Source organism: Roseateles sp. (genome assembly GCF_031397715.1).
In the GTDB taxonomy this organism is placed as follows: domain Bacteria; phylum Pseudomonadota; class Gammaproteobacteria; order Burkholderiales; family Burkholderiaceae_C; genus Paucibacter_A.
In genome coordinates this window covers 1-13,829 of sequence record NZ_JANNMI010000069.1, presented here as the reverse complement: position 1 = coordinate 13,829, position 13,829 = coordinate 1, and the positions used below count along the sequence as shown (strand labels likewise).

The following is a 13,829-nucleotide window of genomic DNA, read 5'->3' as shown; positions in this document are numbered from 1 at the left end:
CCTGACCACCCCATGTTTATGTAGATACAATAACCCCATGAAAATCACGTTCGATCCCGCGAAACGCGACCGCGCTCTGCTTGAGCGTGGCTTGGATTTCGCAGACGCTGCGCTGATTTTTGCCGGCTACACAGTCGATATCGAAGACGCTCGGAAGGATTACGGTGAAGCCCGCTTCGTTTGCTTCGGCTATTTACTGGGTCGGATGGTCGTGGTGGGCTACACACCGCGTGGCGCGGATCGTCACATCTTCAGCATGAGGAAAGCAAATGAACGCGAACAAAGTCGGATTGGGCCGCTCCTTGGGATCTGATCTCGGCCATGTCGATGCACACACGGTGCAAGCAGCGGAGTACGAAGAACTGCCTGAGCTGGACGAGCAAATGCTTGCCCGGGCAAAAATCAACAAGGGCGGCAGACCCGTATCCGCCAACCCTCGCAAGCTGATTTCGCTTCGCCTGCCCGCCGATGTGATTGAGCAGTGGAAGGCTACCGGCGCGGGTTGGCAGACGCGAATGGCGGAGCGCCTGAGTAAGGTGCCGTGAAGAAGCTGACGTGACGCACAGATTTTGAGCGGCAGGACACTGCCAGCGCCTGTACGCGAGAGCCGACCCCCCTGAAGCGGGCACAATGCAGCGCTATGTCAGACAAGGTCATTCCCCTCCTCGACCAGCGCCGCATCCATGCTGTGCCAGCGCTGCCGACCGAACTCGTGCCCCCGACCGGCTTGCTGGCCGACGCATTGGGCCGGCCGCTGCGCGATCTGCGCATCTCGGTCACCGACCGCTGCAATTTCCGCTGCAGCTACTGCATGCCCAAGCAGGTGTTCGACAAGCAGTACGAGTTTTTGCCACACAGCGATCTGCTCAGCTTTGAGGAGATCACCCGGCTGGCGCGCGTTTTTGTCGCCCACGGCGTGCAAAAGCTGCGCCTGACCGGCGGCGAGCCGCTGCTGCGCCGCCATCTCGAAGCCTTGATCGAGATGCTCAGCGAGATCCGCACGCCCGAGGGGCTGCCGCTGGACCTGACCCTGACCACCAATGGCTCGCTGCTGGCCCGCAAGGCCGCATCGCTGAAGACCGCCGGCCTGCAGCGCGTGACGGTCAGCCTGGACGGGCTCGATGACGCCGTGTTCCAGCGCATGAATGATGTCGGCTTCCCGGTCGCCGATGTCTTGGCCGGCATCGAGGCTGCTACGAAGGCAGGCCTGGGGCCGATCAAGGTCAATATGGTGGTCAAGCGCGGCGTCAATGACCAAGAAATCTTGCCGATGGCGCGCTACTTTCGGGGCACGGGCATCGTCCTGCGCTTCATCGAATACATGGACGTCGGTGCCACCAATGGCTGGCGCATGGACGAGGTGCTGCCGTCCAGCGAGGTGTTGGCAAGGCTGCGCGGGGAGTTCGAGCTGCAGCCGCTGTCGGCCAGCGTCAGCGGTGAGACCGCCGAGCGCTGGCGTTACGTGGACGGCCAAGGTGAAATTGGCCTGATCTCCAGCGTCACGCAAGCCTTTTGCGGCGATTGCAACCGCGCCCGCCTCTCCACCGAAGGCAAGCTCTACACCTGTTTGTTCGCCCATCGCGGCCATGACTTGCGCGCGCTTGTGCGCGGCGGGGCCAGCGAGGCCGAACTGAGCGGTGCCGTCGGCCTGCTGTGGGGCGCGCGCGCCGACCGCTATTCGCAGCTGCGCGCCAGCGGCGCCACGCTGCTGGGCGACGGCGAGCGCCGCGTCGAGATGCATTACATCGGCGGTTGAGTCCTTGTTCATGCCCGCCGCCCTTCACGACCCCGTCATCCGACCGCTGCAGGCGGCCGATCTGCCGGCCTACAAGACCTTACGTGACGGCATGTTGGCCGCCCATCCGCAGGCCTTCACCTCGGATGCTGCGACCGAACTCAAACGCGACGCCGACAGCTACCGCAACCGCTTGAGTGGTGGCGGTGACGGCGCCAATTTGTTTACGCTCTGCGCCTGGGCAGGGCCGAACATGGTCGGCGCCATCAGCTGCGAGCATGCGGCCCGCGTCAAGGTGCGCCATATCGCCCAGATCGTCGGCATGATGGTCAGCAATGAACTGCATGGCCAGGGCCTGGGGCGCCAGTTGCTGGAGCGGGCCCTGACCCTGCTGCAGGGCGAGCCGGTGCTGGAGTTGGTCACGCTGAACGTGACCAGCAGCAACACGCGCGCCATACGTCTGTATGAAGGCTGTGGTTTTCGGCGTTATGGGCGACTCGAAGGCGCGATCAAATTACCAGACGGGCAAATGCTAGACAAAGACCTGATGTGCCGCCGACTGCGCGAGAACAAACAGAATTCGCCATGACCAGAAAAATCGCCCCGAGCAAAGAACAAACCACGCTGCTGCCACCGTTTGAATGCCTGAGCTTGGACAAGATCCTGGTGCCACAGTCGGCCGCCCAGTTCGCCGCGGCGGCGGCCGATATTGCGCAGGCCGGCGTGGTCGGCTTCGACACCGAATCCAAGCCCACTTTTTTGAAGGACCAGACCAGCGAAGGCCCCCATATCGTGCAGTTCGCGACGCTGCAGCGGGCCTATATCTTTCAGCTCCACCATGAGGAAACCCGGCCGCTGCTGGCCGAACTGCTCGGCTCCGAGTTGGTGCTCAAGGTCGGCTTCGGCCTGGAGTCCGACCATGCGCAGATCCAGCACAAGCTGGGCCTGCGTCTGACCGCCGTGCTGGACTTGAACAGCGTATTTCGCAAGGACGGCTACGCCAGCTCGACCGGCGCGCGCGCGGCCGTGGCCATCATGTTCCAGCAGAAATTCCATAAATCAAAGAAGGTCACAACCTCGAACTGGGCCGAGCGCCACTTGACCGCGCGGCAACTGCTCTACGCCGCCAACGACGCCTATGTGGCGCTGCGCGTGCATGCGGCCCTGGCCTTCAAGGGCTCGCCATGAACCCAGCATCATTTGCCGCCATTGCCGCCAGCTTGGCCGGTTATGACCCGCAGGCCTTGCGGGTCGAGCTGGCCCAGCAGTTCATTGCCGAGCTGCTGCCGCTGCCGCAGCAATCCGAGACTGTTGGGCTGCGCGCCGCGCTCGGCCGGGTGCTGGCGGCCGACATCATCTCGCCGCTGCAGGTGCCCGCCCACGACAACTCGGCGATGGACGGCTATGCCTTGCGCGCCAGCGATCTGGCCATCGACGGCGAGACGCGGCTGCGCCTGGCCGGCACCAGCCTGGCCGGCGGCGCAGTCAGCGGCTCCGTCGCTAACGGGCAATGCCAACGCATCATGACCGGCGCCTTGATGCCGGCGGGGCTGGACACCGTGGTGCCACAGGAGTTCACGCGCTTGGACGGCGAGTACGTCGTGATCCCGCCCGGCATCCTGCGCACCGGCGACAACCGCCGTCTGGCCGGCGAGGATCTGGCCTTGGGCAGCGTGGCCTTGGCAGCAGGGCGCGTCTTGAGGCCGGCCGATCTGGGGCTGCTGGCCTCGCTGGGCCTGGCCGAGGTGCCGGTCTGGCGGCGGCTGAAGGTCGCCATCATGTCGACCGGCGACGAGCTGCGCGGCGTGGGAGAGCCATTGCCACCCGGCTGCGTCTACGACAGCAACCGCTACACGATGTGGGCGATGTTGGAGCGCTTGGGGCTAGAGGTGATTGATCTGGGCATCGTGCGCGACCAGCCCGAGGCGTTGCGCGAGGCTTTGATGCGCGCGGCAGCGCTGGCCGATGCTGTCATCAGCTCCGGCGGCGTCAGCGTCGGCGAGGCCGACCACACCAAGCGTGTGATGGCCGAGTTGGGCGAGGTGCTGTTTTGGCGGATTGCGATGCGGCCCGGTCGGCCGATGGCGATTGGGCGTATTCGCAGCGGCGAGAAAACCGCCCTGCTGTTCGGCCTGCCCGGCAACCCAGTCGCGGTGATGGTGACGTTCTATGCCTTTGTGCGCGAGGCGCTGCTGCGCATGAGCGGAGCAAGACCTGAGCCCCTGCCCCTGCTGCGCGCCGCCAGCACCCGCGCCCTGCGCAAGAAGGCCGGCCGCACCGAGTACCAGCGCGGCGTCGTCAAGCGCGGCGCGGGCGGGCAATGGCAGGTCGACATCACCGGCAACCAGGGTTCGGGCATTTTGTCCAGCATGAGCCAGGCCAATGGCCTGGTGCTGCTGGGCCATCAGCAAGGCGATGTAGCGGTGGGCGATTTGGTCGACGTTGTACCGTTTGATGGCTTGATCTGAGAGGCTGAGAACTTTCTACTGCGCGACCGCCATGCGTCGTTGGCCGGGTGCTCGAAATCCTCACGTACAAGGAGTACGTTCCGGTTTCTGTGCTCCGTCCGCCTAGCCTGACGGCCGCTCGCTACAAAAGTTCTCAGCCTCTTAGTAATGTGGAACCACGGCCCGTTGCGGTATAAACCGGGCCTTCAAATCAAGGAGATAAGACATGGGCGCGCAGTGGAAAGCTAAACACAAAGACCTGGCGGCGAATGCCCGCGGCCGGGCCTTCGGCAAGTTGTCGAAAGACCTGATGGTGGCGGCCCGCAACGGTGCCGACCCGGATATGAACTCGCGCCTGCGCCTGGTGGTCGAGCAGGCCAAAAAGGTTTCGATGCCGCGCGAGACCATCGAGCGGGCGATCAAGAAAGGCGCCGGACTGCTGGGCGAGCCGGTGCATTTTGAGCGCGTCACTTACGAGGGTTTTGCGCCGCACCGCGTGCCGGTGATCGTGGAATGCCTGACCGACAACGTCAACCGCACCGTGTCGGAAATCCGCGTGGCCTTCCGCAAGGGTCAACTCGGTGCCGCCGGCTCGGTGGCCTGGGACTTTGATCATCTGGGCATGATCGAGGCCACGCCCAACCCCGGTGCCGATCCGGAAGTTGCCGCGATCGAGGCCGGCGCGCAGGACTTCGAGCCCAGCGAGGACGGCGCCACGCTGTTCCTGACCGAGTTGGCCGACCTGGATCTGGTCTGCCGCGCCCTGCCTAACTTCGGCTTCACCGTGCTATCGGCCAAGCTGGGCTACAAGGCCAAGAGCCCGGTCAGCCTGAATGAGGCCGAGTTGGCCGAGGTGGAGCATTTTCTAGATGCGATCGATGGCCAAGACGATGTGCAGAACGTCTATGTAGGACTGGCCGGCTGAGTCCACTCAGAGAGGGCTTGCTCCACGCCGCCCTTTCTTGACGGCCCGGCCGCCCGCCGCAGCGGCGTGCCCAGCGCGATCCAGCCCAGCAGCGTTTCGCCGGGGCCGCAAAATGCCGCCATCACAGCGGCGTCACGCACCTTGGCGCCGGACAGCATCTTGCCGCCATAACCCAATAAATGCGCGGCATTGAGAAAGTTGGTCAGCGCGCCGCCCACGCACGCCCATTGCTCATGCGCCGGCACCAGCGGATGGCCCAGATCGATGCGCGCCAACACCGCCACCGTGACCGGCGCGCGCAGCGCACGCTCGGCGTCGATGGCCGCGCCCGCTTCGTCCTTGCCGGCCGCCCGGCCGGCGGCGGCGAACAGCTCAGCCATGCGCGTCCGCGCCTCAGCGCGCACCAGCTTGAAACGAAATGGCAACAACTCCGCATGGTCGGGTGCGCGCAGGGCCGCCTCCACCATCAAATGCAAGTCGGCCAGACTCGGCCCTGGCTCGGTCAGGTGTTTGGGCCCGACCGAATAGCGGCTCAGCAAGGCCTGCAAGGCGCCGTGTTGCTCGCTCATGGTGACGTCTCCATCAACACCCGCGCCGGCTCCGGCTCACCATCGAAGCGCTCGAAACCGCTGTAGCAAATGAAATGCCGGCCCTTGGCTCGGCCAATCAGGGTCAGGCCGAGTTGCTGGCCCAGGGCATGGCCCATCTGCGTGATGCCATTGCGCGAAACAATGATGGGCACGCCCATCTGGGCCGATTTCATGACCATCTCGCTGGTCAAACGGCCGGTGGTGTAGAAGCTCTTATCGGCTCCGCTAACTGCAAATTCACCCGGCTGCATCCACAGCCACCCGGCGATGCTGTCGATCGCGTTGTGCCGCCCCACGTCTTCCATATGGACCAGCATCTGCCCGCCGCAAAAGAGTGCGCAGCCATGCACCGAGCCGGCTTTTTTGTAGACGCTGTCGAGCTTGCGGGTGGTTTCCAGCATCGCATAAAGGTTGCTTTGACTGAGCCGGGCCACCGCCGCGCTGGGCAGCTGCACGCTGCCCACATCGGCCATCAGCGCGCCGAACACCGTGCCCTGGCCGCAGCCGGTGGTGACGATGCGCTGGGCGGTTTTTTCTTCAATATGGGCAATGCCGGCGCGCGTGCGCACGGCCGCCGCACCGACCTCCCAGTCGACCGTGATCGACTCGACCTCGGCCACATCACTGATCAGTCGCTGGTTGCGCAGATAGCCCAGCACCAACAACTCCGGCGCCAAGCCCAAGGTCATCAAGGTGACCAGCTCGCGCTTGTCAACAAACACCGTCAGCGGCCGCTCGGCCGGGATGTGCATGGGGCGGCGCGTGCCGAACTCATCCAGCACCATCACTTCATGGGTCAGCGGCGCGCTGCAGTGAGTCAGCCGAGGCAACTTGCGCATGCGTCAGCTCTGGGCGCCTAAGCGCTGCAATTCATCCAGCGTGTTGGCATTGGCGAAGGCGCCGGCGTCGTCAAACAGCACCCGGGCGCAGCGGTGCTGCGCCGTCCATTTGCCGATCTTGGCCTCACCGCCGTGGGTGAAGCGCACCAGGCTTTCCAGCAGCTCGGTCTTCAACAGGCAGAACACCGGCTGCGGCTGCGGGCGGCCGGTTTCGGCATCCGGCGTCACCACCATCGCCATCTCGGCGCCTTCATCAGCCTCCAGCGCCGCCGCCAGCCGCGCCACCAAGTCCAAGGGGAACAGCGGTGAGTCGCAGGGCACGACCGCCAGATAGGGCGTCTCGCAATGCTCAAGCCCGGCCATAAAGCCGGCCAGCGGCCCGGCAAAGTCGGGCAAGCTGTCGGGCCAGACCGCCGCGCCCATGGATTCATAGGCGCTCAGGTTTCGGTTGGCGTTGATGATGAGCTCGCCCACTTGCGGACCCAGGCGCAGCAGCGCATGCAGCGCCAGCGCCGTACCCCGGTAGGGCTGCAAGCCTTTGTCGACGCCGCCCATGCGGCTGCCGCGGCCGCCGGACAGGATCAGGCCGGTGATGTCGGCGGGAGCAATCATGCGTAAATATCCTGTCAATTCTTGGCGTTAGGGAAGAACAACTGCTCGCCGCCAATTTTGTAGGCGGCAATGCTGGACTGGCCCTCGGGTGACACCACCCAGTCGGAAAAAGCCTGGGCCAGCGCTGTCTTGGTATGCGGGTGCTTGGCGGGGTTGACGACGATCACGCCGTATTGGTTGAACAAGCGTTTGTCGCCCTCGACCAGCACGGCCAGATTGCCGCGATTCTTGAACGACAGCCAGGTACCGCGGTCGGTCAGCGCATAGCCGTCGACACTGGACGCGATATTCAGCGCCGGGCCCATGCCGCAGCCGCAGGCGCGGTAGTTGGTGATGCTGGCGGGATCGTCCGGGTTCGGGATAGCGGCGGCCTTCCAGAAGCGCAGCTCGGCCGCATGGGTGCCGCTCTTGTCACCCCGCGAGACGAAGACAGCCTTGGCCGAGCTGAGCTTGCTCAAGCCCGCCACCACGTCCTGGCCGCGCACGCCGGCCGGATCGCTGCTCGGCCCGACCAGGACGAAATCATTGAACATCACCGCCCGCCGCGCCAGGCCGAAACCGTCGGTAACGAACTTTTCCTCGGCCACCTGATCGTGCACGAACACGACATCGGCGTCGCCGCGCCGCCCCATATCGAGTGCCTGGCCGGTGCCCTGGGCGACCACGCGCACCGCGATGCCGCTGGCTTGTTTGAAGGCCGGCAAGAGATGGGCGAACAAGCCCGACTGCTCGGTGCTGGTGGTCGAGGCCATCACGATGACACGCTGCTCCTGCGCGTGGCCGCTGACGCTCAAGCCGACAGCAAACAAGAACGCCAAGACCGATTTCATAGCAAATCCCATGTCAACTCCCCTTTTAGAAACAGCTGCAACCTTGCGTCCAGCGCATCCTGGTTGAAAAAATCCGCGACCGGCAGATCGGCCCGAATCTTGCCACGGTCCAGATAGACCACCCGGCTCGCCAGGCGCTTGGCCTGACCTAGATTGTGGGTGCTCATGATCAGGGTCAGCCCCGCGGCCTTGAAGCCGGCCAACAGGGTCTCGATCTCGTGTTTGGCCGAGGGGTCGAGGTTGGCGGTTGGCTCATCCAGAAACAACACATCCGGCCTAACGCTCCAAGCCCGCGCAAGCGCTAGGCGCTGCTGCTGGCCACCCGAAAGGCTGCGCGCGGGGCGATCCATCATTGCCATCAGCCCGGCCCGCTGCATGGCCTCCTGAGCACGAGCCGCCCGCTCCGCACGCGGCACACCGGCCAGCCACAAGGCCAAGAGCAGGTTGCGCCGCACCGACAGCCGTAGCATAAAGGGCCGCTGGAACACCATCACTTGGGGGCCGCAGTGCCGAGCCACCGTGCGCCGGCCGGTCAGCGGCAGCAAGCCGTGCAAGGCCTGCAACAGACTGGTCTTGCCCGACCCATTGGCGCCAACCAGGGCGATGAACTCGCCGCGGTGCACCTGCAGCGTGACCTCGCTCAATGCCTGCACAGGGCCGAAGGAGACGCCGACGCCAGTCAGACTCAGTAACTGATGACTCACTTGGCGTACTCCGACTGGCCGCCATGCATTCGCTGCCAGGCCTGCACCAAGGCGATCAGCAGATTGATCAGGGCGACCAGGCCAAGTAACACCAGACCCAGCGCCAGCGCCAGCGGCAAATCGCCCTTGCTGGTTTCCAGCGCGATGGCCGTGGTGATGACGCGGGTCAGGCCGTCGATATTGCCGCCCACAATCATCACCGCGCCGACCTCGGATATCGCCCGCCCGAAGGCGGTCAACATGATGGTCAGCACGGCCCAGCGCTCATGCACCAACATCAGGCAAGCCGCGGTGAAAGGCTTTGCCCCCATCGAACGCAGTTGCTCGCCACCATCGCGCAGCGCGTCGCGCACCAGCTGCTGCGCGAGTGCGGCGATCACCGGCAAGACCAACACGGTTTGCGCCAGCACCATCGCCGCCGGCGTAAACAAAATGCCCCAAGCACCAAGCGGCCCGCTGCGCGACAAGAGCAGATAGACCACCAAGCCCACCACCACCGACGGCAGGGCCAGCAGGGTCGACAGAAAACCCTGCAAAAGTCGGTGACCCGGGAACCGAGTCACGGCCACCCAGGCGCCTGCTGCAAAGCCAAAGCCGGCCGCGATCAAGCAGGCCGAGCCGCTGACCAGTAGGGATAGGCGCAAGGTCTGCATCAGCACGGGATCGGCGTCCAGCAGCATCGCAAACGCCGCCGCGAAACTCTCGGAAAAAGCGCTCAAACGGCGATCACCCCAGCAAGGCCAGCTCGGCCGGCAAATTCAGCAAGAGGTTTTGCGGCTTCAGCTTCAGGCATTTGTCGGCCGTCATCGCCAAACCCAGGTAGATGGGTTTGGGGTAAGCGCCGGGCACCTCAAGCCTGAACAAACTGATCAGCTGCGCCAAGCGCTCGGTCGCAAGCGCGCTGCCCTCGTACAACTCATTCAACAAGCGCATAGCGTCCGCATCAAGCCCGATATGCCAGCTCCAGGCCGGGTCATCCACCTGTTGCAGGGGCGCGATGCTCAGCGGCTGACCCAGAAAATGCTGCAGCCATTGCGACAACACGCGTGCCAAGGCCGACAGGCCCGAGTGCTTCAGCGCCAGCTTGAAACTGAAACCGTGGCCCAGTTCGGTACTGATTTCATGCGTCAAATCGAGGGCGAACAGCGCCTTGCCTTGGGTACGCCAGAAGTCGGCTGCGTTGTCGGGTGTCAGCACATCCAACAAGCCAGCACCTGCCTGACGCTGGTCCAAGCCGGCCAGATCGGCACACAGCAGGCGGCCCTCGACCAGACTGAGTCGCTGCGCGCGGAACAGCATTTGCGCTGCAAGAACCTGAAAAGCGTCGGTGTTGCCGGCCTGCAAATGACCCACGATCGCCGCGACCAATCCGTCCAAAAACAGCGGCGGCAAATCAAAGCGCTGGGGCCGGCGCAACAAGCTCAGGTAGCAGGCCTCCAAGGTGCCGGCAGCGATCAACTCGTCTCTGAAACGCAGAAAAAACTGGTAGTTGGCGCGCGCATCGGCGTCGGCGATCGCGCCCAGTTCAGAGGCCGAGACGGACACGGCCGGCTCCGCCATCAAAGCTTGGTGCAACGCGATTTCGGCCGGGCAAGACTCAGCCAGCAAGGCCAGCTCGGGCCCGTGCAGCCAGAGCCGCAGAAAATCATCGTTAGGCTGCAGCCAGCCCCGGGCGGTCGGCGTGAAACTTGAACGCGCGCCTAGAAGCCAGAAATCATCGAGCGAGGCACCCAGATCGGCAGCCGTCACTTCTTGGCAGGAACAGGAGCTGGGGCTGGAGCTGGAGCCGCCGCCGGCGCGGCGCCGGCCAGCAGCTCGGGCGCCACAAATGGCCCCGGGTCGGCGCAGGCCGGCGTCTCAACAACGGGCTGCAGTTCGCTCCCTGCCGCCTTGGCGTTCTTGCGGTAGCCATCGGCCACGCGGTTCATCGCCTGGCAAAGTTGATTGGCAGAAACCTTGTCGGCCCAGGCCGTCTTGGCCGCCGTCGCTGCAGCCTTGGCCTTGGTTTCATCGCTGGGCGGAGGCAATTTGGCCGCAACGGCCAGCGCCGTCAGACAAGACAAAACAGCCAGACTCAACTTGGAGGAGATCTTGATGGAGCGGCGCATGGTCGGGTTCCTTGTCAATGAGAGAACGGTCAATGCTGGGCAGCCGGTTTTGATGAGGAGCTTGGCGCCCCCGTCGAGGCGGTCCGGACAGCCGGGATCTTGCCCGCGCGAATGTCATCGAACCAAAGCTCATGATGTTCTTGCGCCCAGCCTTCGTCGACCATGCCCGTCTTCATCGCCCCCAACGCATCCTTCATGCCCAGGGTGCCCATATAGATGTGCCCCAGAAACAGCGACATCATCAGAACCGACGCAACGGCGTGGATCATGTGCGCGATCTGCATATCGCCGCGCAGATAGGCCATGCCGGGAATCAGCTGATTGAGCACCAGACCCGAGCCCACAACGACGAGACCCAGCCCAAACACGCCGCCCCAAAAAATCACCTTCTCGCCGGCATTGAAGCGCTCGGATGGCACCTCGTGCCCGCCAAACAGGCCGCCGCCTTTGAGCAGCCATTTGATGTCATGCGCCGTGGGCAGGTTGTCGCGCACAAAAGTCATGAACACCACCAACAGCGACACCGCAAACAGTGGGCCGGTGAAGTTATGGACGTTCTTCAAGGCGAAGGCCAACCAACCGTATAGCGTTGCGCCAAAAACCGGCAGCAAGACAAACTTGCCAAATGCCAGCACCAACCCCGAAATAGCAAGCAAGCTGAAGGCCGCCGCATTGCTCCAATGCGCGGCGCGCTCGAAGTAAGTAAAACGCTCTATAAAGCGGCCCGTATAGGGCACATGCCCGCCCAGCTTGCCCTTGGAAAAATAAAACAGCGCCAGCGCTAACACCGTGATCAAGAGCAGCGAGCCACCATAAGGAATGATCCACTGATTGCGCACCTGCCGCCACGCCTCGCCGGCCGTGGTCAACTTGGAGCCCGGATACTGCACCATGGACTGGATCAAGACACCTTGTTCGGCGCCGGGCAAGTTGCTGATGCCCGCCTTGTCGCCCGAGCCATGTACACCCCGCCAAAACGGTGCGTTATTGCCGGGCTGCGACCTGGCACGCTGGGCATTGCTCTCATCCGCCCCAGGCAAGGCCGGCGCCACAAAGCCCGCCGGCGGCAATGAACTCTGAACAGCCGATGCGGCTTGCTCCGGCGCGGCTTGAGCGAAGGCCGTCGACAGCATCGACAGCGTCGGCAGCGCCAACAGCATCAGCAAAGAAACAAAGAGTTTTCTCATCCTGCCCTCCGACTTCAACGCGAATAGTCGTTTTGCGCTTGGTTGCGCCTACTTATCTGCGCTTCCCAAGAGGCCCGGTCGCCGGGCGTCCAGCCGGCCGCCTTGAAGCTCGGATTGGCGGCCGCGCTGACGCTCCAGATGGGCTCAACCGAGCCCGGCTTCTGCGCTAGCTTTTGCTCGGGCTCGCTGCAACCGGGCAGATTCAGACAGGCGATGGCGGCCAGAAAGATCAAACGAATTTTCATGACTTCACCTCGTCAGGCCTGCCGCCCACAGGCTTGCCGTAGGCCGTACCCCAGCCCCACACCTCGCTGCCTTTGCCGCGCGCCAAGACCCGGCTGCGCAAGATGTCAGCCACCACGTCGCCGTCACCCGCCAGCAAGGCCTTGGTCGAGCACATTTCGGCACAGGCCGGCAACTTGCCCTCGGCGAGCCGATTGCGGCCGTACTTTTCGTTCTCTGCAGCGCTGCCGTTTTCCTCCGGGCCACCGGCGCAGAAGGTGCACTTGTCCATCTTGCCGCGCAGGCCGAACGCACCCGTACTGGGGAACTGCGGCGCGCCGAAGGGGCAGGCATACGAGCAGTAGCCGCAGCCGATGCAAATGTCCTTGTCATGCAGCACCACGCCCTCGTCGGTGCGGTAGAAGCAGTTGACCGGGCAGACCGCCATGCAGGGCGCGTCCGAGCAATGCATGCAGGCGACCGAGATGCTTTTCTCACCCGCCACACCGTCATTCAACGTGACGACGCGGCGCCGATTGACGCCCCAGGGAATGTCGTGTTCGGCCTTGCAGGCGGTGACGCAGCCATTGCACTCGATGCAACGCTCGGCGTCACAGATGAATTTCATTCTTGCCATGTCTCGCTCCCCTTATGCCGTGGCACGTTGAATTTGGCAGACCGTCGTCTTGGTCTCCTGCATCATCGTCACGCTGTCATAACCGTAAGTCGTGGCGGTATTGACGGCCTCGCCGCGCACGATCGGCGCCGCCCCTTCCGGGTAATGCTGCAGCAGATCGATGCCCTGCCAGCGCCCGGAGAAGTGGAACGGCAACCAGACGGTGTCGCGGTCCACCCGCTCGGTCACCAGGGCACGTACCGTCAACTTCGCGCCGGTCGGCGTCGTGACCCAGACGTCTTCGCCGTCGCGGATGCCGCGGTCGTTCGCCGTGGCCGGGTTGATCTCGACAAACATATGCTGTTGCAGCTCGGCCAACCATTTGTTCGCGCGAGTCTCCTCGCCGCCGCCCTCGTATTCGACCAGGCGGCCCGAGCTCATGATCAGCGGAAAAGTCTTGCCGATGTCGATGTTCTTGTCCTGCACACTCTTGAACAGCGTGGGCAGGCGCCAGAAAGCCTTCTTGTCCTCATGGGTTGGGTACTTGGCGATCAGATCGGGCCGGGTCGAGAACAAAGCCTCGCGGTGCTGCGGGATCGGATCGGGGAAGTTCCAGACCACCGCCCGCGCCTTGGCATTGCCGAACGGGTGGCAGCCATGTGCCATGGCGACGCGCTGAATACCACCGGACAGATCGGTCTTCCAGTTCTTGCCCTCGGCCAACTTCATCTCGGCCTCGGTCAGGTCGTTCCACCAGCCCAGTTTTTTGAGCAACAGATGGTCGAATTCCGGGTAGCCGGTGGTGATGGCGGAGCCCTTGGAATGCGAGCCGTCCTCGGCCAGCAGGCTGACCCCGTCCCGCTCAACGCCGAAGTTAGCGCGGAAGTTGCCGCCGCCGTCCATCACATGTTTGGAGGTGTCGTACAGATTGGCCGAGCCGGGGTGTTTGAGCGCGGGCGTGCCATAACAAGGCCAGGGCAGTCCGAAATAATCCCCGGTGAAGTCGTAGCCGGT

19 protein-coding genes and 1 other RNA gene are annotated in these 13,829 nt (G+C 64.0%); 8 read left to right on the top strand and 12 right to left on the bottom strand.

Going from position 1 to position 13,829, the window contains the following annotated elements; genetic code table 11:
* Positions 1-37 precede the first annotated feature (37 nt).
* The 8 genes from RMO57_RS03155 (at position 38) to RMO57_RS03120 (ending at position 5,107) form a co-directional block, all read left to right on the top strand.
* Complete coding sequence (locus tag RMO57_RS03155; RefSeq protein ID WP_310384134.1) at positions 38-313, top strand: BrnT family toxin; 276 nt, start codon at positions 38-40, stop codon at positions 311-313.
* On the top strand, positions 270-545 hold the full coding sequence (locus RMO57_RS03150) for a BrnA antitoxin family protein (protein ID WP_310384132.1): 276 nt from the start codon (positions 270-272) through the stop codon (positions 543-545). The genes RMO57_RS03155 and RMO57_RS03150 overlap by 44 nt, the downstream gene beginning before the upstream one ends.
* Positions 546-640: 95 nt before the next feature.
* Positions 641-1,756 (top strand): GTP 3',8-cyclase MoaA, encoded by a 1,116-nt coding sequence (gene moaA, locus RMO57_RS03145; protein WP_310384131.1) that lies wholly within the window; start codon positions 641-643, stop codon positions 1,754-1,756.
* Between the two features lie 10 nt (positions 1,757-1,766).
* A complete protein-coding gene (locus RMO57_RS03140; protein WP_310384129.1) occupies positions 1,767-2,324 on the top strand; it encodes an N-acetyltransferase in 558 nt (185 codons plus the stop codon).
* Complete coding sequence (locus RMO57_RS03135; RefSeq protein ID WP_310384127.1) at positions 2,321-2,923, top strand: 3'-5' exonuclease; 603 nt, start codon at positions 2,321-2,323, stop codon at positions 2,921-2,923. Before RMO57_RS03140 ends, RMO57_RS03135 begins: the two co-directional genes overlap by 4 nt.
* Entirely contained in the window at positions 2,920-4,203 is a 1,284-nt protein-coding gene (glp, locus tag RMO57_RS03130; RefSeq protein ID WP_310384126.1) for a gephyrin-like molybdotransferase Glp, read from the top strand. The genes RMO57_RS03135 and glp overlap by 4 nt, the downstream gene beginning before the upstream one ends.
* 62 nt (positions 4,204-4,265) lie before the next feature.
* Positions 4,266-4,342: non-coding RNA, sX9 sRNA (locus tag RMO57_RS03125), on the top strand.
* Between the two features lie 66 nt (positions 4,343-4,408).
* Positions 4,409-5,107 carry a YebC/PmpR family DNA-binding transcriptional regulator gene (locus tag RMO57_RS03120; protein WP_310384124.1) on the top strand — a complete coding sequence of 233 codons (699 nt, stop codon included), beginning with the start codon at positions 4,409-4,411 and terminating at the stop codon, positions 5,105-5,107.
* On the opposite strand, the gene RMO57_RS03115 is transcribed toward RMO57_RS03120, so the two are convergent.
* The 12 genes from RMO57_RS03115 to RMO57_RS03060 all read right to left on the bottom strand — a co-directional run.
* The gene (locus RMO57_RS03115; RefSeq protein WP_310384123.1) at positions 5,086-5,676 is read right to left on the bottom strand and encodes a nitroreductase; all 591 of its coding nucleotides are present in this window, start codon (positions 5,674-5,676) and stop codon (positions 5,086-5,088) included. The two genes, RMO57_RS03120 and RMO57_RS03115, sit on opposite strands and share 22 nt — an antisense overlap.
* The gene (locus RMO57_RS03110; RefSeq protein WP_310384120.1) at positions 5,673-6,536 is read right to left on the bottom strand and encodes a formate dehydrogenase accessory sulfurtransferase FdhD; all 864 of its coding nucleotides are present in this window, start codon (positions 6,534-6,536) and stop codon (positions 5,673-5,675) included. Before RMO57_RS03110 ends, RMO57_RS03115 begins: the two co-directional genes overlap by 4 nt.
* A gap of 3 nt (positions 6,537-6,539) precedes the next feature.
* The gene (mobA, locus tag RMO57_RS03105; RefSeq protein ID WP_310384118.1) at positions 6,540-7,148 is read right to left on the bottom strand and encodes a molybdenum cofactor guanylyltransferase MobA; all 609 of its coding nucleotides are present in this window, start codon (positions 7,146-7,148) and stop codon (positions 6,540-6,542) included.
* Between the two features lie 14 nt (positions 7,149-7,162).
* Positions 7,163-7,990 carry a substrate-binding domain-containing protein gene (locus RMO57_RS03100; RefSeq protein WP_310384116.1) on the bottom strand — a complete coding sequence of 276 codons (828 nt, stop codon included), beginning with the start codon at positions 7,988-7,990 and terminating at the stop codon, positions 7,163-7,165.
* On the bottom strand, positions 7,975-8,682 hold the full coding sequence (locus RMO57_RS03095; RefSeq protein ID WP_310384114.1) for an ATP-binding cassette domain-containing protein: 708 nt from the start codon (positions 8,680-8,682) through the stop codon (positions 7,975-7,977). The genes RMO57_RS03100 and RMO57_RS03095 overlap by 16 nt, the downstream gene beginning before the upstream one ends.
* Positions 8,679-9,401, bottom strand: coding sequence for an ABC transporter permease (locus RMO57_RS03090; RefSeq protein WP_310384112.1), 723 nt, complete (start codon positions 9,399-9,401; stop codon positions 8,679-8,681). The genes RMO57_RS03095 and RMO57_RS03090 overlap by 4 nt, the downstream gene beginning before the upstream one ends.
* 7 nt (positions 9,402-9,408) lie before the next feature.
* A complete protein-coding gene (locus RMO57_RS03085; RefSeq protein ID WP_310384110.1) occupies positions 9,409-10,431 on the bottom strand; it encodes a DUF6352 family protein in 1,023 nt (340 codons plus the stop codon).
* Entirely contained in the window at positions 10,428-10,790 is a 363-nt protein-coding gene (locus RMO57_RS03080; protein ID WP_310384108.1) for a hypothetical protein, read from the bottom strand. The genes RMO57_RS03085 and RMO57_RS03080 overlap by 4 nt, the downstream gene beginning before the upstream one ends.
* Positions 10,791-10,819: 29 nt before the next feature.
* A complete protein-coding gene (locus RMO57_RS03075) occupies positions 10,820-11,977 on the bottom strand; it encodes a formate dehydrogenase subunit gamma (RefSeq protein ID WP_310384105.1) in 1,158 nt (385 codons plus the stop codon).
* A 14-nt stretch (positions 11,978-11,991) separates the two neighbouring features.
* Entirely contained in the window at positions 11,992-12,222 is a 231-nt protein-coding gene (locus tag RMO57_RS03070; RefSeq protein ID WP_310384103.1) for a hypothetical protein, read from the bottom strand.
* Complete coding sequence (gene fdh3B / locus RMO57_RS03065) at positions 12,219-12,836, bottom strand: formate dehydrogenase FDH3 subunit beta (protein ID WP_310384101.1); 618 nt, start codon at positions 12,834-12,836, stop codon at positions 12,219-12,221. The genes RMO57_RS03070 and fdh3B overlap by 4 nt, the downstream gene beginning before the upstream one ends.
* A gap of 12 nt (positions 12,837-12,848) precedes the next feature.
* Positions 12,849-13,829 (bottom strand): formate dehydrogenase subunit alpha (locus tag RMO57_RS03060; RefSeq protein WP_310384099.1); only part of this gene is annotated, 981 nt, incomplete at its 5' end.